Genomic DNA, 18,899 nt, shown 5'->3' with positions numbered 1-18,899 from the left:
GTTATTGCTTGTTACTTCTTTGGATGGGTTGATGCGCAAATTCAAGCCTGCTTAGAGTTCCAGACAGGTTAGGACGATCGGTTTTGCCATAATAGGTACGCGGTGAAAAGGGGACATATGATTGATTTTCTTGTCATAGGCGGCGGTATCGCCGGTCTGAGCGCCGGGGCACGCCTGTCATATCACGGTCGGGTAACTGTGCTCGAGGCTGAGGATGCGTTGGGCTATCACGCGTCTGGCCGGTCCGCCGCGTTATTCGAGGAAAACTATGGCCCTCCCTCCGTCGTTGCGCTTAACAGGGCCAGTGCCGCGTTTATGCGAGCTGAAAACGGCGGGTATCTGACGCCCCGCGATCTGATGTTGGTTGGTCGTAAGGATCAGGCCGATGTCTTTGAACGGGACGTCCATGATCTGAATATGCAGGTGATCCCAACGGCGCAGGCGCTGGCACGTGTGCCAATTCTGAACCCCGACACTCTTGGGTTCGCAGCGCTCAGCAGTGGGGCATTTGATATCGACACGGACCGATTGCTGCAGGATTTCGCCCGCACCATTCGCGGCAATGGCGGTGACGTGGTGACCAAGGCCAGGGTCACCGCCATTCGCAAGGATGGGCGCTGGGTCGTCGAGGCTGGGGAAGTCTATGAAGCCCGCATCCTGATCAATGCTGCCGGCCCTTGGGTTGACGAGATCGCCGTGATGGCGGGGATTGCACCAATCGGAATAATTCCGAAACGCAGGTCGATGGCGCGGCTGCCTGCCCCCGGCGGGCATGACCTGGGCGGCTGGCCGATGATGTTGGGCGCGGGTGAGACATGGTATGCCAAGCCAGATGCGGGCAAACTGTTGGTTTCCCCATGCGAGGCCGACCCCGTACCACCGCAGGATGCCTACGCCGATGACATGGTGTTGGCTGAAGGGCTGGCCCGGTACGAAGAGATGGTGACCGAACCCGTCACCCGGGTTGAGGTAAACTGGGCAGGGCTACGCAGCTTCGCGCCGGATGGAACTTTGGTATTGGGGCCCGATCCGTCTGATCCGTCCTTTGTCTGGTCTGCGGGTCAGGGTGGCTATGGGTTCCAGACCTCTCCGGCGGCTTCGCAACTGGTTGCTGATCTGACGACCGGCGCGACATCTGAACTGGACCCTGAAATCATTGCTGCCCTCAGCCCGAAAAGGTTGCTTCGATGAGTAAAAGAACCCTCCCCTCTAACGCCAGCGTTGCCACCGAAGGTCAGGACGGGCGGCTTGTCGCCCCTGCCGCGACCCGCAATACCGAAGCTTTGTGTGACCTACTGGCTCAATGGGCCCCCAAAGCAGGCCGGGCGGTGGAAATTGCCAGCGGCACCGGCCAGCATGTCAGCGCATTCGCCCAGTGCCTGCCAAACCTCATCTGGCAACCGACCGAAGTCGAGGTCGAGCGGATAACCAGCATCAAAGCCTATGCTGCCGATCTGCCCAACGTTGTGGACGCAGTGGCTTTGGACGCCACAGCGCAAGGTTGGCACACCGAGTTCATCGGTCAGGAGCTGATCGTCCTGATCAATCTGGTGCATCTGATCAGCTGGCCGGAAACACAAATGCTGGTGACCGAAGCCGCGCAGGCGTTGGCCCCCAAGGGGCGGTTTATCCTGTACGGACCATTCAAACGTTCGGGGCAATTGACCAGCGATGGCGACCAACGCTTTCACGATGCTCTGGCCCAGCAAGACGCTGAGATCGGGTATAAGAATGATGAAGACATTGCAGCGTTGATGCGCGCCCAGAACCTGACCGTCGTCGGGATGGTCGAGATGCCTGCGAACAATCTGGCCTTTATCGCAGAAAAGCCCGGCCAATAGTAAAACAGGCGGCACCTTCGCGCCGCCTGTTCTCTGTCCGAATTAACCGTCCTTGCGGATGGTTTCGTTTTTCGGATCGTAGGGGCTGTCGCAGGTCACGACCGCATCCCAAAGCTTGTCCTGAATTTTGACCTTCAGCTTGGTGCCTTCGACTGCCATTTCAGGTTTCACGTAGCCCATACCGATGGATTTTTCGAACGCCACCGAGTAGCCGCCCGAAGTCAGACGGCCCACACGCTCGCCTTCTGGCGTATACAGCGCCTCGCGGCCCCACGGGTCGGCATCGTCCGGTCCGTCGATCAACAAAGTGCAGCACTTCACACGCACGCCGGTTTCTTCCAGCTTGGCCTTGCCGTGGAAGTCCTTTGACAGGTCGACAAAACGCGGCAGGTCAGCTTCCAGCGGGGTCGCGTCGCGGCCCAGTTCGGTTCCAAAGGCGCGATAGGATTTCTCTTGACGCAACCAGTTCTGGGCGCGCGCGCCAACCAGCTTCATACCGTGCTTCTCACCCGCTTTTTCCAGCAAGTCGAACAGGTAGTTCTGCATCTCGATCGGGTGGTGCAGTTCCCAACCCAGTTCACCGGTATAGGCCACTCGGATCGCGTTGACCGGGCACATGCCCAGTTCGATCTGACGGGCCGACAGCCACGGGAAACGCTTGTTGGACAGCGCGGTTTCCGGATCGGCGTCCTTGATGACCTCTTTCAGAACGTCACGCGACTTGGGTCCGGCGATGGCAAAAACGCCCCACTGCGTGGTCACGTCCTGGATTTCGACATAGCCGAACTCATCCATCTTGTCCTCAGCCGCCTTACGCAGATAGTCGGCGTCATACTCGGTCCAGGCGCCGGCTGAAACGATGTAGTAGTTGTTCTCGCCATTGCGGACGATGGTGTATTCGGTTCGGGTGGTGCCATGCGAGGTCAGCGCGTAGGTCAGGTTGATACGACCCACCTTGGGCAGCTTGTTGCAGGTGAACCAGTCCAGAAACTGGGTAGCACCGGGGCCTTTGACGACATGCTTAGTAAACGCGGACGCATCGACCAGACCCACGCCTTCACGGATCGCTTTGGCCTCTTCGACGGCGAATTGCCACCAGCCACCACGACGGAACGAACGGCTTTCTTTATCAAAGTTATCTGGTGCATCGGTGGGACCGAAGTAGTTCGGACGTTCCCATCCGTTAACCCAACCGAACTGCGCGCCGCGTGCTTTCTGACGGTCGTAGGCCGGAACAGTCCGCAGCGGACGGCAGGCTTCACGCTCTTCATCCGGGTGGTGCAGGATGTAGACGTGCTCATAGCATTCTTCGTTCTTGCGCGCCGCGAATTCGGTGGTCATCCAGCTCGAGGAATAGCGCTTGGGGTCCAACGAGGCCATGTCGATCTCGGCTTCGCCATCCACCATCATCTGTGCCAGATAGTAGCCGGTGCCGCCTGCAGCCGTGATACCAAAGCTGAAGCCCTCAGCCAGCCACATGTTGCGTAGGCCCGGAGCCGGACCAACCAGTGGGTTGCCGTCGGGGGTATAGCAGATCGGGCCGTTGAAATCGTCTTTCAGACCAGACTCGGCGCAAGACGGCACGCGTTCGGCCATCGCCATGTACTGATCAGCAATCCGGTCCAAATCCAGCGGGAACAGGTCCGCGCGGAAGCTGTCCGGCACGCCGTGTTCGAACTGCGCAGGCGCGCCGTGTTCGTAAATACCCAGAATCCAGCCGCCACGTTCCTCGCGGGCGTAAGATTCGTTGTCAGCATCACGGACAACAGGGTGTTCGGGGTTGCCAGATTCACGCCATTTGACCAGCTCGGGGTCTTTGTCCATGACGATAAAGGTGTGCTCGACCGGGATCGCAGGCATTTTGATGCCCAGCATCTTGGCCGTGCGCTGCGCGTGGTTTCCGGAAGCGGTGACGACATGCTCGGCGGTGATAACAACCTGCTCATCCGAAGGAATGAGGTTGCCGCCCTTCTCGACCATCTTAGTGCAGGTGACTTCCCAGTGGGTACCGTTCCAGTGGAACGCATCGGCTTGCATCTTGCGGACGATATCGACGCCGCGTTGACGGGCGCCTTTGGCCATCGCCTGCGTCACGTCGGCCGGGTTAATGTAACCATCTTCAGTGTGGTAAATCGCTCCCTTCAGGTCCGACGTCTCGATCAGCGGCCAGCGTTCCTTGATCTGGTCCGGGGTCAGCCATTCATATGCAACGTCGCAGGTCTCGGCGGTGGACGCATACAGCATGTATTCGTCCATACGTTCTTGCGTTTGGGCCATGCGCAGGTTGCCGACCACAGCAAACCCTGCGTTCAGACCGGTTTCTTCCTCAAGCGTCTTGTAGAAGTCGACCGAGTACTTGTGGATGTGAGTTGTCGCGTAGGACATGTTGAACAACGGCAGCAGGCCAGCGGCGTGCCAGGTCGAGCCGGACGTCAGCTCATCCCGTTCAATCAACATCACATCATCCCAACCCGCTTTGGCCAGATGATAGGCAATCGAGGTCCCAACGGCGCCGCCGCCAACAACCAATGCTTTGACTTGGGTTTTCATAACCGGGCGTCTCCCCTTGAATTCAGTTGACACCATATGGCGCATTTGAAGCACCCGGCGCGACATTCATCCGACCAGTGAGAGAAAAAAAACGACCCGCTACCGTAAACAGACTGCGGAATCATCGTGATTGGCGTTATTGTCCCGAGGCTGAACACCGCTTGATGCTGCCAACCTGCGCGCAGGACGTCCCTAACCCGCCCTTATGCACGCGCACTGGTTGCGAGGTTTTTTTCGGGGCCGGTTTCACTGCCGTATCCTTGTACTTGGGCGCTGCAAAGGCTGGCAGCTTGTTTTTCAGCCTGTTGAAAAACCCCGATCCTTTGGCCTGGTCCTCTTCTGCCAAAGCCGCCTGGCGCTGATCAGAGTCCAACAGCAGTTTTTGCGCCCGACCATACCCAATTTGCAGGATGTCCTGATTTTCGAATACCTCACCCCCGGTAATATCCATGATGCCATCGCTGTTGAAGTCCGACGCCGTCAACGAATTGACCATCATCGCCGTGACATCCAGATTCTTGAGCTTTTCATCGGTGGTCTTTTCCTGAACCAACTGCATTTCCTTATACAGCTGATCCATCTTTTCGGCGACTTCTGGCTGGCGGTCTTGCTGGACCGAAACACCCTGCCCCACCACAAGCGACGGATAAGTCAGTAAAGTGTTAAGGGAAGCATAATCGACGGCCTCCAAAAGCTCTAGAATCGTGGCGTCATCGGCATTGGTGCCCATCCGGATCACAACCTCTTCGTCAATCCCGATCCGCCCGATGATCCTGCGATAATCCACCGCTTCGGTGGGATTGGTCAGGTCCTGAGTGATTTCCATGAATGCGACACCGTCAATCACCGCAAAACCCTGTTTGATCGCGGTATGCGACATGAATTTTTGCTGCCGCGAAAGGGCCATGCCCGCCAGCGAGTTACTCGCCGATTTTGGTTTGAGGCTGATGTCGAACCAGACGACCTTATCACCTTTGGCATATACCAGCCCGGTTTCGCTCAGCTTGCGCGCGATCCCTTTCTTGCCGCCTTTCACCAGACGCATCAGTTCAGCCGTACCAGATACCGAACTGATCAGGGGGATCGGGGCATAATTCGAAAGCACCGTATCGACGGGCGCGCTGTCCATCTGGGTCAGCTCAAATTGTGCCCATCCGGCGCTGGCCGCTGGCAGATAAGACTTTGCCCCGGCTTTCCAGCGTTTTTTCCGGTTACGTTCAAAGGCTTTGACCTCACGCTCTTCCTGTTGTTGCGCAAAACGGTGCTTGATCGATTCGACATAACCACTGACGGACAAAGTGCCTTCGTGCTTTTTGCCCTGTTGGTAATAATCAAGGCCCGCAATAGTCGATATTACGACCACCATAAAACCAAAAATCCGCAAAATGCCCATCTGAGATTCCAAAATCAATCGCTGCTCATTTTTGCGAAAGATAGAATGGAATTTGGGCAGCCTTGTGGCTTTCAGCCCGAAATTTTAAAGATGGTCGAAATCTGCATTCGACAGGATTTTCCCCGGGTTCATGATGTTGTCCGGGTCGAGTGCTTTTTTGATTGCATCCATATAGCTGACCGCCGCGCCCAGTTCCTTGATCAGATAGGGTCGCTTGCCCTGCCCGATTCCATGCTCACCGGTACACGTGCCCTCCATCGAGATGGCCAGATCGTTCAGCCAACCGACAAACCCATCCGCCCGCGCCACCTCATCGGCGTTGTCCATGTCGATCAACAGCAGAGTGTGAAAATTCCCGTCCCCCACATGCCCCACGATCGGTGCCATCAGGCCCAGTTCCTTGGCCTTGTCCCGGGTCGTGGTGACGCATTCCGCCAGGCGCGAGATCGGAACGCAGACATCGGTGGAAATCCCCCGCGCACCGGGGCGCAGTTGCAGACTGGCCCAGTACATATCATGCCGGGCCTGCCACAACCTGTTGCGCTCTTCCGTTGTTGAGGTGGCGGCGAAATCCGTACCACCGAACTCTTCAGCGATCTGACCAAAGGTTTCGGCCTGCTCAACTGCGCCGGATTCCGATCCGTGGAATTCCAACAGCAGCAAAGGTGTTTCCGGCAGGCTAAGCCCGGAATAGGCGTTGGCTGCCTTGACTGACAGTTCGTCCAACAGCTCGATCCGGGCCACGGGCACGCCGTATTGGATCGTCATCATCACCGCCTGACAGGCCGCATCAACTGTTGGAAAGGAGCACCGGGCCGAGGTGATCGCCTCGGGGATACCCTGCAGACGCAGGGTGAGTTCGGTGATTATGCCCAGCGTGCCCTCGGCCCCAATCAGCAAGCGGGTCAGGTCATACCCGGCCGAGGATTTCCGTGCCCTGTGGCCGGTGCGGATGATCTGACCATCGGGCATGACCGCTTCAAGGCTGAGGATATTGTCCTTCATCGTGCCATAGCGCACCGCGTTGGTGCCCGAGGCCCGCGTTGCCGCCATCCCGCCCAGCGATGCATTGGCACCGGGGTCAATGGGAAAGAACAGGCCCTGATCGCGCAGATGGGTATTCAGGTCTTCTCGCGTCACCCCTGGTTGAACAACGCAATCCAGATCACCTGCATGCACGGCCAACACCTGATTCATCTGGCCCAAGTCGACCGAGATACCACCCGCCGGGGCGTTCACATGCCCTTCCAGCGATGTGCCGGTGCCAAAGGCGATCACCGGCACCTTGTGCTGGGCACAGGTTTTGACAATCTCGGATACTTCCGCGGTCGAACGGGGAAAAACCACCGCGTCCGGAACCTGATTGTTGATCCAGGTCGTCGTGTGGCCATGCTGTTCTCGGACCGACTCGCCAGTTTGCAGGCGATCACCAAACTTCTGCTTTAGAATACTGACAGCCGTTTCAATCCCGGCCTCGTTTCGCGGCAACGCTGCTGCCTGCACCATTTAATTTTCCTTTTATTCGCCCAGCGCGATGCCTTCGCGACGTGGATCCGCGCCACCGGTTAGGACCTCTCCGATCTCGATCGCATGCAGGCCAGACGTCAGATCGCGCGGGTTCACCTCGAACCCCAGCTCGATCAACGGGTCCGAGAACCCTTCGGCTGCGGTGCCTTGTTCCACATCATAGGTGCCAAAGCGATTAACCAGATGCGGCAGTGACAACGCCTGTTGCACATCCATATCCCAATCCGCCCAGGCGATAATCGACTTGGCGACATAGCCAATGATGCGGCTTCCACCGGGTGATCCAATGGCCAATACCGGTTTGCCATCTTGCATGACTATCGTCGGGCTCATCGAGGAACGAGGCCGCTTGCCGGGCTCTAACCGGTTAGCAATCGGAACACCATCGCTGTGGGTTTTGAACGAGAAATCGGTCAGTTCGTTATTCAGCAGGAACCCGTTGGTCATCAACCGTGAGCCGAACCCGTTTTCAATCGTCGTGGTCATCGACAGCACATTGCCATATTGGTCGACAATCGAGATATGCGAGGTCGAGGGCAACTCGAGCGAAACATCATCCGCCCAGTTCGACGCGTGATCGAACTCTGGATTGCCCGGGGTCGCTTCGATCAAAGCGCCCTCGCCGCCCAGCAGTTGCCCGCGTTCAGACAGATAGGAGGGATCGACCAGACCCTGCGTGGGCATCGGCACATAGTCGTGATCGGCCATGTAACGGCCGCGATCCGCAAAGGCCAAACGCGACGCATCGCCGATCAACCGCCAAGCATTCGCATCCTCGGGGCCCATCGCGGTCAGATCATACCCGTCTAGCATGCCAAGGATCTGACCGACCGTCAGCGCCCCGGATGAGGGCGGCCCCATGCCGCAAACCTCATAAACACGATAGGCAGCGCAGACCGGTTCGCGTTCAATCACCTGATACAGCGCCAGATCTACGCCGGACAGAACTCCGGGATTTCCGGGCGCTCCGCGCACCGTGCTGACGATGCCGGCGGCGATTTCACCGCCGTAGAACCCGGCCGACCCTTCACTGGCCAAAACACGCAACGTGTTCGCATAGTCCGGATTCATCAGGCGCTGACCTTGCTGCAAAGGCGTACCACCGGGCAGGAAGTATTCAGCCGTCACAGGAAAACGCGATAGCCTCTCAGCATCTGCCTCGACCAAAGTGGCCAATCGCGGAGATACAAGGAACCCTTCATCCGCCAGCGTGATGCCATCCTGAAACAGGCTGGGCCACGGGCTGCGACCCCAACGCCGGTGCGCCTCTTCCAGCAACGCTGGCGTACCGGGCGTACCGACTGACAGCCCCCCCACCACGGCATCGTAGAATTGCAAGGGCTCACCATTCTCATCGTGGAATAGGCGGTGGTTCGCTTCCAGCGGAGCCGTCTCGCGCCCATCCAGCGTGGTCAACTTGCCAGTTGCCGCGTCGTACCAAACCAGAAACGCGCCGCCGCCAAGGCCCGAGGATTGAGGCTCGACCAACCCCAGCACGACCTGCACCGCGACCATGGCATCCGCCGCAGACCCTCCGGCCCGCAGAACCTTGGCTCCGGCCTCAACGGCCAACGGGTTCGCCGCAGCAACCATCCAGTTCTGCGAAGTCACGGGCTGACCGGCCAACTTCGCCTCAAGCGAGGCAATCACTTCGTCGGTCAGGCCCTGAACCTGCCCGTCCGAGGCACCCTCGGGTGCTACCGCATCCGCTGTTTCCTGCGCAAAGGACGCCCCGCCAAAGGTCAACGCCGTCACAAACAATCCTGAAATCAGATTTCGTCGCATCGTATCCTCCTGAAAAATTGTTCCTTCGGCGCGGCTGCGTCACAACATGGATGGCACAACCTGATCCGGCGGGCGATGCCCGTCTTCGAAGGTCTTGATATTAATAATAACTTTCTCACCCATCTCGATCCGCCCTTCCAACGTGGCCGATCCCATATGAGGCAGCAAAACAACATTGGGCAATTGCCGCAAACGCGGGTTTACCTGAGTGCCATGTTCGTAAACATCCAACCCTGCGCCTGCAATATCACCCGATCGGATCAGACGCGTCAGCGCATTCTCGTCAATCACTTCACCCCGAGAGGTGTTGATGACCACCCCCGAGGGCTTCAGCAACTTTAACCGACGCGCGTTCATCAGATGAAAGGTCGACGGGGTCGACGGGCAATGAATTGAAAGAACATCCATCCGAGCGACCATCTGGTCTAGGCTTTCCCAATAGGTGGCTTCCAACTCGTCTTCGACCTCAGGGCGTAGGCGACGACGATTGTGGTAATGCACCTGCATTCCAAAGACACGGGCACGGCGGGCCACGGCCTGGCCGATCCGACCCATGCCCAGAATGCCAAGGCGTCGACCACCGATCCGCCCACCCAACAGCGCGGTCGGCGCCCAGCCGGTCCAATCTCCCCGTTGCATCACACCGACCCCCTCGGGAAAACGCCGTGTGACCGCTAGGATCAATGCCATGGTCATATCGGCCGTATCGTCTGTCAGCACACCGGGGGTGTTGGAAACAAGAATGCCCCTCTGTCGCGCCGTCGACACATCAATATTGTCGACACCGGCCCCGTAATTGGCGATCAAGCGCAGGTTTTCGCCCGCCTGCCCCAGCAAACCGCCATCAATTGTGTCGGTCACCGTTGGAACAAGGACATCTGCACTCTGAACTGCTGCGACCAGCTCTTCGCGCGACATGGGGGTGTCATCCTCGCGCAGCTGGACGTCGAACAACTCGCTCAGTCTGGTTTCCACTGCCTCGGGCAACCGTCGCGTTACAACAACACTCAGACGTTCTCTTGGCACTTTCGCCCTCCCATCGCTTTGCAAACCTTCGCGCGCCATGGCATCGTGGCGCAGGATAAGGCGGGGCACAAGAACCCCAACGCATTGAGACGACCTTTTTTCGGAACCAAATCAACAGGCACAAGAGCAGGCAGTCAGTGAGTGGTTTTCTATCGGTAAAACGCCGCCTTCTGGTGGTTTTGTCCGTATTTCTGTTTGTGCTGGGCACTTTGGCTGCCAGCGCACAGGATGCCCGCGGCCCTGTGACCAACCTGCCATTGCCAAGATATGTTTCGATGAAGGCCGCCGAGGGCAATGTTCGGCGTGGTCCTTCGTTAACACATCGAATCGACTGGGTGTTCAAACGGCGCGGCATGCCGCTGCAAATCACGGCTGAATACGGCAATTGGCGCAAGGTTCAGGACCGTGACGGTGCCGGCGGATGGGTTCACTATGCCCTACTGTCCGGCGTGCGGACCGTATTGATCGAATCCGAAATGCTGCCTGTCTATGCCAACCCCGACCCAAATGCGCAGATCAGTGCCCAATTCGAATCCGGGGTGGTGGCGCGCCTAGGCAGTTGCAGCCTGGACTGGTGCCAAATCTCGGCTGGCGGTTACCGCGGCTGGGCCCGGAAATCGAGCCTATGGGGAGTCGACCCCTCTGAAATCCGCGAGTAACGGGGGCGACTACAGCCGTCCCGTCGCCTATTCCGTAGCCTGGGTTGGTCGCGTGCCCATATCCTTGTCCAACAGCAACAGGTTCCACCGATCGCCATTGGCCGCCTTGGTCTTGTCGAGAATCTTGCCAAACAAGTCTTCTTCTTCGTTCTGCTCGGCCAAAAACCAGTTCAGCATGTTTTGCGTGCTGTATTCCTTGACCCCGTGCGCCAGTTCAAACAGTGCATTGATCTGACCTGTGACCTTTTCCTCGTTGGCAAGCGCATATTCCAGCGCCTCGACCGGCGAGTCATAGTCCATCTTGGGTGTGTCGATGCCTTCCAGTTCGATTCTCCCGCCACGCTGTGCCACAAAATCGAAGATACGCATGGCATGTGTTTGTTCTTCAACCGAGTGACTACGGAACCATTGCGCGAATCCTGGCAGATCCTGCGATTCAAAATATGCGGCCATCGCAAGGTAGGTGTAGGATGCCTGAAGTTCACTGTTGATTTGACGGTTCAGTGCTTCTGCGACATTCGGGTTCAGCTTCATCTTCGTCTCCTGTGACACGGGGTACCGGTTCATTTGCATTGCTACGTATTTTCAAGGAATCCCGCAACCCAGTTTCTTATTTTTATAATTTAATTTCAATGTTTTAGATGTCGATCCCTGCAAATGAAAGGCGTTTGCAAATCCGGGGCGAATTTCCGGGTCAATGTATTTCCCAGCTTCAAAACGCCGCTCAGAACGTGAGTGAAAGACCCTCCGCCCTTCGAACACAGTGGCCGTGTTCAACACTTTCAGACCTTTCCCATAGGCTTTGTGACCAATAAATCCTTTTCCAGATAGGCAATCCATGACCGGAAATTTCGCCAATTTGGATCGTCGGGAGCGTGGAAAAAAAATTTTGCTCCAAGTCAGTTTTTTTCACTCGAAAGCCCTTGAACCCTCCAACCAACAATCGTAGACAGCGCCTCACCGTTGGGGTGTAGCCAAGTGGTAAGGCAGCGGTTTTTGGTACCGTGTATCGTAGGTTCGAATCCTACCACCCCAGCCACTTTTTCTCTTAGTGTGCCATCCGGTATGAATCGCGACTTGTCCGGTTAGAAAACCAACTTTTGGCGGGCTAGAACGCAATCTTCAACAAATTCGGCGGATTTGGTAGTGGGCTCTCGGCCTAGTTTGCTGATTTGTTCATTTCCAAGAACCACCGCGGCACATGCTGCCAAGGGACTAAAAAGTCGGTAATTGGCGCGGAAAGTGTGCATTCGCCGCTCCGCAGCGAGGATTTCCGGAGATCGAGGAAGCGGACCTTCGCCCCCACGAACCCGGGTTGGTACTGTTTCGGGACGGTTCTTCAGGGAGGCGAACGTTCGCTGCCAATGCACAGAAATCCGCTCGTTCTTCCGAATGCAGACATTACTGGTCGGAAATGCCAGACTGACTTTTAGCTGCCGAAAGCCGCTGAAAGCTCCGAAACTCTTCGGATATACGAAGTTGACCGCATAGATTGTTCTTAAACCGCGACAGCAAAGGATCACAGCAGGTTTTAGCGGTCCATCCCAAGACGTCTAACCTCAATTTTGAAATTTCCACAAACTGGGTTTTTAGTTCTTCTGTGCGCGAAACCTAAGCCACACCGGAAAGGTGAAAAACTGCGGTAACGCCTAATTTCCCAGGTACACGACCTATTCCAACGACACCCAAAGAACCTGCGCGTCTTCTTCACTGGTCGACACACAGCCATGCCCCATGCTGCTGTCATAATACAGTGAATCACCCGTTTTCATCGGCAGAGGGCGGTAGTGTTCCGAGATAAAGATCAACTCGCCACTCAGCACGTACATGAATTCTTCGCCCGAATGTCGGATCCAGGGGTCAAACTCAGAGATATCGCGGGCCCGTATCGTGGCCACATAGGGCAGCATGCGTTTGCTTGTCAGATCCGAACACAGCAATTCGTGCAAATAGGTGGCGGTTTCCCGGAACTCACCCTGCCCCTTAGCGGTATAGTCCCGCCGACCGTTTATGCCTGACTGACCCGATTGAAGAAAAAGTTGCGGAGGGTTCATATCCAGCGCCTGTGTCAACCGCCTCACGATCTCAAAGCTGGGTTTGGTTTGATTGTTTTCGATCTTCGACAGGGTCGATCGCCCGATACCTGCCGCACGCCCGGCCTCTTCCAGAGTCCAGCCTTTTTCCCGTCGCGCGTCGCGGATGGAACGCCCCAAGGCCGCCCCTTCATCCAGTTCTTCGGGTGTAACCCCTTCGTTTCTTTGGTCTTCGCCCATGAAAATCTCCTCGTTCTTTCCAGCTTACATATTCCCTTAGTCGCACGCAACTTCACGAATAAGAGATTTATGTTGCCTTAAGGGAATCAATTCCACTATAGGAAACATAGTTTCGAACCGGAGATTCGAAATCAGAGGAGATGACCATGTTCAAAACGTCGCTTACACAGGCCGATCCGACCATTGCTGCATCGATTGCACGCGAGGGCGCCCGTCAGGCCGAACAGATCGAACTGATCGCATCTGAAAACATCGTCTCTCAGGCTGTGATTGACGCTCAGGGCTCGGTTCTGACCAACAAGTATGCCGAAGGGTATCCCGGCCGCCGCTATTATGGCGGATGTGAATATGTGGATGAGGTCGAGCAGGAAGCCATCGACCGGTTGAAGCAGCTGTTTGGCTGCAAATTTGCGAATGTGCAGCCCCATTCGGGCGCCCAGGCCAATGGCGCGGTCAAGCTAGCGTTGCTCAGCCCCGGTGACACCATTCTGGGCATGTCGTTGGACGCGGGCGGTCACCTGACCCATGGCGCGAAACCGGCGCAATCCGGCAAATGGTTCCGTCCGATCCAATATGGTCTGACCGATGCGGGGCTGATCGACTATGATCAGGTCGAAGCACTGGCCAAGGCCGAAAAGCCCCAACTGATCATTGCAGGCGCGTCGGCTTATTCGCAAAAAATCGACTTTGCCCGTTTCCGCGCGATTGCGGATGAGGTTGGCGCCTGGTTGCTAGCCGACATGGCGCATATCGCCGGTCTGGTTGCAACCGGCCTGCACCCTTCTCCCGTCGGGCACGCTCATATCGTGACATCGACCACGCATAAAACCCTGCGCGGTCCGCGCGGTGGCATCATCCTGACTAATGACGAAGCGCTGGCGAAAAAGATCAACTCAGCCGTATTCCCCGGTTTGCAGGGCGGCCCGCTGATGCATGTGATCGCCGGCAAGGCCGTCGCTTTCGGTGAGGCTCTGAAACCCGAATTCAAAGAGTACATGCAGCGCGTCGTCGACAGTGCCTCGGCTCTGGCCAACGTTATGATGGCACGTGGCTGCGACATCGTCTCGGGCGGCACGGAAAACCACCTGATGCTGGTGGATCTGCGCCCGGTTGGCGTAACCGGTAAAGACGCCGAAGCCGCGCTGGAACGCGCTGGCTTTACCTGCAACAAAAACAGCGTGCCCGGTGACCCCGAGAAACCCACCATCACCAGCGGTATTCGTCTGGGTACTGCGGCCGGTTGCAGCCGGGGCTTTGGCCCCGAGGAATTCAAGCAGATCGGCCATCTGATCGGTGACGTTCTGGACGCGCTAGCGCAGAACCCGGGCGGAGACGAAGCCGTTGAAAAAGCAACCCGTGAAAAAGTGCGCGCCCTGTGCGCAAGCCACCCGATCTACTGAAAGTTAGCGTCATGACCTACGATCTGATTGTCATCGGGGGCGGACCGGGCGGCTATGTCGCTGCGATCCGCGCGGCTCAGCTGGGACTGAAAGTGGCCTGCGTCGAAGGGCGCGGGGCACTTGGCGGGACCTGTCTGAATGTGGGGTGCATCCCCTCCAAAGCGTTGCTGACCTCCTCGGCCAAGTATGCCGAACTTGCACATCTCTCCTCCCACGGCATTGCGGTCGAGGGGGCCAGCATCGACGTACCCGCGATGATGGGGCGTAAGGACAAGATCGTAGGCGACCTGACCAAAGGCATCGCGTTTCTGTTCAAGAAAAACGGGGTCGATCATATCGAAGGCTGGGCCAGCATCCCCGTCGCCGGACAGGTCAAAGTGGGCAATGATGTCTATGAGGCGAAGAACATTCTGATCGCCACCGGCTCGGAACCGACCTCGCTGCCGGGGATCGAGATTGACGAGCAGGACATCCTCAGTTCAACCGGTGCGATTGCATTGGAGAGCGTACCGGACCATCTGGTCGTGATCGGCGCAGGTGTGATTGGGCTGGAACTGGGGCAGGTTTGGTCCCGTCTGGGCGCAAAGGTTACCGTGGTCGAGTATCTAGACCGCGTTCTACCCGGCATTGATGGTGAGATCGCCAAGCTGGCACAACGCGCACTGTCCAAGCGCGGGTTGAAATTCCAGCTGGGTCGTGCGCTGAAAACGGTCGAAAAGACCGATACCGGTCTGGTGCTGACCGTTGATCGCGTCGGCAAAGACAAAGAAGAAGTGATCGAGGCTGATAAGGTCCTGATCGCTGTGGGCCGCCGCCCTGTCACCCGTGGGCTGGGCCTGGAGGAGCTGGGCGTTACAGTAAATCAGCGCGGCTTCATCGAGGTGGATGGGACGTTCCAGACCTCGGTTCCCGGCATTTACGCCATCGGCGACTGCGTGCCCGGCCCGATGCTGGCGCACAAGGCCGAAGAAGACGGCGTCGCCTGCGTGGAAACTCTCGCAGGACATGCTGGCCATGTCGATTACAACACCGTGCCGGGTGTCGTGTATACCGACCCCGAGGTCGCTTCGGTCGGTCTGACCGAAGAAGCGCTGAAAGAGGCTGGCACCGAGTATTCGGTTGGCAAGTTCGCCTTCATGGCCAACTCGCGCGCCCGTTCGACCGGCGACACCGACGGCGCAGTCAAGGTTCTGGCGGACCCAAGCGGCAAAATCCTGGGCGCCCACATCTGTGGCGCCCACGGAGGAGACCTGATTGCTGAGTTGGTTCTGGCCATGACCAAAGGCGCAACCGTCGCCGAGGTCGCTGCCACTTGTCATGCACACCCAGCCATGGGCGAGGCGGTCAAAGAAGCCTGCCTTGACGCCATGGGCCGCGCAATCCACGCCTAAGAGGGACCTGCCAGATGACCATCCAGCTTCGCCCCCGCCACCCTGAAAAGGCCAAGAAGGCAGACAGTGTCATCCCGCGTAAGCCCAAGTGGATTCGCAAGAAAAAGGGCGACAGCGCCGAATATTACGAAACCCGCCGTCTGATGCGCGACCACAATCTGGCGACCGTCTGCGAAGAGGCCGCCTGCCCCAATATTGGCGAGTGCTGGTCCAAGCGTCACGCCACGATGATGATCATGGGTGAGGTCTGCACGCGCGGTTGTTCCTTCTGCAATGTTGCCACGGGCCGCCCCGATGCGCTGGACGCCTTTGAACCGGGCCGCGTCGCTGCCGCGGTGAAAAAGCTGGGCCTACGCCATGTGGTGATCACATCCGTGGACCGGGACGATCTGGCTGATGGCGGGGCCGAACATATCGCTCAGACCATTCGGGCCGTCCGCCACCAAAACCCAGGCACAACGGTCGAGGTTCTGACCCCCGACTTTCTAGGTAAAGGCGACGCGGCGGATGTCGTGTTCCAGGCTGCCCCAGACGTCTTCAACCACAATTTGGAAACCGTTCCACACCTGTATCCGTCCGTTCGCCCCGGCGCGCGCTACTATACCTCGCTGCGGCTGCTGGACGATGCCAAACGCGCCAACCCCGAGATCTTCACCAAATCCGGCTTGATGGTCGGGTTGGGAGAATCCCTGAACGATGTTCGCCAGGTGATGGATGACCTGCGCGCGGCTCAGGTCGATTTCCTGACGGTCGGGCAATACCTGCAACCGACCGCGAAACACCACCCGATTGATCGTTTTTGGTCTCCGGACGAATTCGCCCAACTGGAGCAAATCGCGCGTTCCAAGGGCTTTCTGCACGTGTCAGCAACCCCGCTGACCCGTTCGTCGTTCCATGCGGACGAAGACTTTGCCGCCCTCAAGCAAGCCCGCCAACGGGCTATCGCCAACGGGGCATAATCCAAACGCAAATGGGAGGGAAACCATGGAAGCGTTAAATTCAATCGTAGGGGCCATCAACGGCGTCGTGTGGGGGCCGCTCATGCTGGTTCTCATTCTTGGCGTCGGCTTCTTCTTGCAGGTGGGGCTGAAATTCATGCCGATCCTGCGCATCGGCACTGGCTTTAAGCTGTTGTTCGCAGGCCGCGAAGGTCAGGGTGACGGTCAGATCAGCCCGTTCAACGCGCTGATGACGTCGCTGTCGGCGACCATCGGTACGGGTAACATCGCCGGTGTGGCCACTGCTGTCTTCCTGGGCGGTCCGGGCGCATTGTTCTGGATGTGGATGACCGCCCTGGTGGGCATGGCCACCAAATATGCCGAAGCCGTCTGCGCGGTGAAGTATCGCGAGAAGGACGAGCTGGGCAATTTTGTTGGCGGCCCGATGTACTACATCAAGAACGGTCTGTCGTCGAATTGGCACTGGCTGGGTTGGGCCTTCGCCCTATTCGGTGCCATTGCTGCCTTCGGCATCGGTAACGGTGTACAAGCAAACGGTGTGGCACAAGTTCTGGAATCGAATTTCGGCGTGAATACCTCGGTCACCGGAATTATTCTGATGGTCCTGACCGCCGCCGTTATCCTGGGTGGCATTACCCGCATCGGTGCGGTTGCCGGTAAGCTGGTTCCGGCCATGGCGATCGCTTACATCGTCGCTGGCCTGTTGGTTCTGATCATCAACATTGGCGAAATCGGTAACGCCCTGTCGCTGGTCTTCACCTACGCCTTCACCCCATCTGCCGCTGAAGGCGGTTTTGCAGGTGCAGCCGTCTGGGCCGCAATCCGCTTCGGTGTGGCACGTGGCGTGTTCTCGAACGAAGCTGGTCTGGGTTCCGCTCCGATTGCACACGCAGCAGCCGAGACCAAAGGTCCGGTCAATCAGGGCCTAATCGCGATGCTGGGTACATTCATCGACACTATCATCGTCTGCTCGATCACCGGTCTGGCTATCATCTCGACAGGTGCATGGACCTCGGGTGAGTCGGGCGCGGCTCTGACCTCGCTGGCATTTGCAACCTCGCTTCCGGGCGGTGGTCACCTGATCGCAATCGCGCTGTCGATCTTTGCCTTCACCACCATCCTTGGCTGGTCGTTCTATGGCGAGAAATGTGTTGAGTTCCTGCTGGGCGTCAAATCCCTGCTGCCCTACCGCATCCTTTGGATCGTTGCGATCTATTTCGGTGCGACTGCAGATCTGGGCTTTGTCTGGCTGCTGGCGGATACGCTGAACGCCATGATGGCCATCCCGAACCTGATCGCTCTGGCATTGCTGAGCCCGATCGTCTTCAAACTGACGAAAGAGTTCTTTGCCTCGAACGGTCAGTCCGAAGAACCGGGCGGCTCACCTGCCGAATAACTTCGGCACTGACAAAAAAAACGGGGGGGCCAACCCGGCCCCCTGCCTTTGAAACAAATTTTCTATCTCGAGGAGAGACGTGATGGCCACGAAAATCCTGCTGCCTATTGATCACACTGACGACCGCTCGTGGAAACTGGCTCTGCCGGTCGCTTTGGAACAGGCAAAATTCTATGGTGCCGAACTGCACACGGTCGCCGTCATCCCCGAGATCATCCAACTGCCGAACCTACCCGCCAACTATGGCGCAGGCGCCAAAGACCACGTGCGGGGTGCGGTTCAGGCCATACTGGATCACGCCAATGCCTCTGATGTGCCGGTGCATGTCGAAGAAGGCAGCGTCTACCGCGAAATTCTGAAGCTTGCCTACAAGGACGGCTTTGATCTGATCGTCATGGCGTCGACCAAAGGCGATTTCCCGAACTATGAGATTGGCCCGAACCTGGCCCGTGTTGTGCGAAACGCGCATTGCACCGTCATGGTTGTCCGTGACCAGTCCCGTTGATTGAAAGGCTACAGCTATGACTGACTTAAAACGCACTCCTCTCTACGATCTCCATGTTGAGTTGGGAGGCAAGCTGGTTGATTTTGCGGGTTGGGAGATGCCTGTTCAGTATCCGCTGGGGATTATGGGTGAGCATAAGCAGTGTCGTGAGAAGGCGGCGGTGTTTGATGTGTCGCATATGGGTCAGGTGATCC

General features: G+C 57.7%; 15 protein-coding genes, 1 tRNA gene and 1 pseudogene. 10 read left to right on the top strand and 7 right to left on the bottom strand.

Annotation, left to right across the window (positions count from 1 at the left end; all coding sequences use genetic code 11):
• Nucleotides 1-117: 117 nt before the first annotated feature.
• Together ACR0B8_RS00085 and ACR0B8_RS00080 are read left to right on the top strand one after the other, a co-directional pair.
• Nucleotides 118-1,191, top strand: coding sequence for an NAD(P)/FAD-dependent oxidoreductase (locus tag ACR0B8_RS00085; protein WP_170360605.1), 1,074 nt, complete (start codon nt 118-120; stop codon nt 1,189-1,191).
• Complete coding sequence (locus ACR0B8_RS00080; RefSeq protein WP_170360607.1) at nt 1,188-1,841, top strand: DUF938 domain-containing protein; 654 nt, start codon at nt 1,188-1,190, stop codon at nt 1,839-1,841. The genes ACR0B8_RS00085 and ACR0B8_RS00080 overlap by 4 nt, the downstream gene beginning before the upstream one ends.
• Nucleotides 1,842-1,883: 42 nt before the next feature.
• Here ACR0B8_RS00080 and ACR0B8_RS00075 read toward each other — a convergent pair whose 3' ends face one another.
• The 5 genes from ACR0B8_RS00075 to ACR0B8_RS00055 form a co-directional block, all read right to left on the bottom strand.
• The gene (locus ACR0B8_RS00075; RefSeq protein ID WP_170360609.1) at nt 1,884-4,391 is read right to left on the bottom strand and encodes a GcvT family protein; all 2,508 of its coding nucleotides are present in this window, start codon (nt 4,389-4,391) and stop codon (nt 1,884-1,886) included.
• Nucleotides 4,392-4,527: 136 nt separating this feature from the next.
• On the bottom strand, nt 4,528-5,802 hold the full coding sequence (locus ACR0B8_RS00070) for a hypothetical protein (RefSeq protein WP_226688793.1): 1,275 nt from the start codon (nt 5,800-5,802) through the stop codon (nt 4,528-4,530).
• A gap of 66 nt (nt 5,803-5,868) precedes the next feature.
• On the bottom strand, nt 5,869-7,290 hold the full coding sequence (locus ACR0B8_RS00065; protein WP_170547916.1) for an FAD-binding oxidoreductase: 1,422 nt from the start codon (nt 7,288-7,290) through the stop codon (nt 5,869-5,871).
• 12 nt (nt 7,291-7,302) lie between these two features.
• Nucleotides 7,303-9,096, bottom strand: a complete 1,794-nt coding sequence (gene ggt / locus ACR0B8_RS00060; RefSeq protein ID WP_226688794.1) for a gamma-glutamyltransferase — start codon at nt 9,094-9,096, stop codon at nt 7,303-7,305.
• A gap of 39 nt (nt 9,097-9,135) precedes the next feature.
• The gene (locus ACR0B8_RS00055) at nt 9,136-10,122 is read right to left on the bottom strand and encodes a 2-hydroxyacid dehydrogenase (RefSeq protein WP_226688817.1); all 987 of its coding nucleotides are present in this window, start codon (nt 10,120-10,122) and stop codon (nt 9,136-9,138) included.
• A gap of 170 nt (nt 10,123-10,292) precedes the next feature.
• On the opposite strand from ACR0B8_RS00055, the gene ACR0B8_RS00050 reads away from it, so the two are divergent.
• Nucleotides 10,293-10,781 (top strand): SH3 domain-containing protein, encoded by a 489-nt coding sequence (locus tag ACR0B8_RS00050; protein ID WP_413247482.1) that lies wholly within the window; start codon nt 10,293-10,295, stop codon nt 10,779-10,781.
• 27 nt (nt 10,782-10,808) lie between these two features.
• Here the strand turns inward: ACR0B8_RS00050 and ACR0B8_RS00045 are convergent, their stop codons facing one another.
• The gene (locus tag ACR0B8_RS00045; protein WP_170360615.1) at nt 10,809-11,315 is read right to left on the bottom strand and encodes a ferritin; all 507 of its coding nucleotides are present in this window, start codon (nt 11,313-11,315) and stop codon (nt 10,809-10,811) included.
• Between the two features lie 430 nt (nt 11,316-11,745).
• Here ACR0B8_RS00045 and ACR0B8_RS00040 point away from each other — a divergent pair.
• Nucleotides 11,746-11,820, top strand: a tRNA-Gln gene (locus tag ACR0B8_RS00040).
• A 631-nt stretch (nt 11,821-12,451) separates the two neighbouring features.
• Here the strand turns inward: ACR0B8_RS00040 and ACR0B8_RS00035 are convergent.
• Entirely contained in the window at nt 12,452-13,054 is a 603-nt protein-coding gene (locus ACR0B8_RS00035; protein WP_170360624.1) for a helix-turn-helix domain-containing protein, read from the bottom strand.
• Between the two features lie 146 nt (nt 13,055-13,200).
• Between ACR0B8_RS00035 and glyA the strand changes: the two genes are divergently transcribed.
• The 6 genes and pseudogenes from glyA to gcvT all read left to right on the top strand — a co-directional run.
• Nucleotides 13,201-14,454: a serine hydroxymethyltransferase gene (glyA, locus tag ACR0B8_RS00030; protein ID WP_170360627.1), complete on the top strand. Its 1,254-nt coding sequence runs from the start codon at nt 13,201-13,203 to the stop codon at nt 14,452-14,454.
• Nucleotides 14,455-14,465: 11 nt separating this feature from the next.
• Nucleotides 14,466-15,845 (top strand): dihydrolipoyl dehydrogenase, encoded by a 1,380-nt coding sequence (lpdA, locus tag ACR0B8_RS00025; protein WP_226688795.1) that lies wholly within the window; start codon nt 14,466-14,468, stop codon nt 15,843-15,845.
• Between the two features lie 14 nt (nt 15,846-15,859).
• A complete protein-coding gene (lipA, locus tag ACR0B8_RS00020; protein WP_170347764.1) occupies nt 15,860-16,804 on the top strand; it encodes a lipoyl synthase in 945 nt (314 codons plus the stop codon).
• 25 nt (nt 16,805-16,829) lie between these two features.
• The gene (locus ACR0B8_RS00015; RefSeq protein ID WP_226688796.1) at nt 16,830-18,200 is read left to right on the top strand and encodes an alanine/glycine:cation symporter family protein; all 1,371 of its coding nucleotides are present in this window, start codon (nt 16,830-16,832) and stop codon (nt 18,198-18,200) included.
• An 82-nt stretch (nt 18,201-18,282) separates the two neighbouring features.
• Entirely contained in the window at nt 18,283-18,705 is a 423-nt protein-coding gene (locus ACR0B8_RS00010) for a universal stress protein (protein WP_170347762.1), read from the top strand.
• A 16-nt stretch (nt 18,706-18,721) separates the two neighbouring features.
• Nucleotides 18,722-18,899 (top strand): annotated as a pseudogene (gene gcvT / locus ACR0B8_RS00005) (glycine cleavage system aminomethyltransferase GcvT); the annotation flags it as partial.

It is taken from the genome of Ruegeria sp. BH6 (assembly GCF_056538105.1).
Note: the sequence above shows the minus strand (reverse complement) of the source record. Positions and strands in the feature narration are given on the sequence as shown.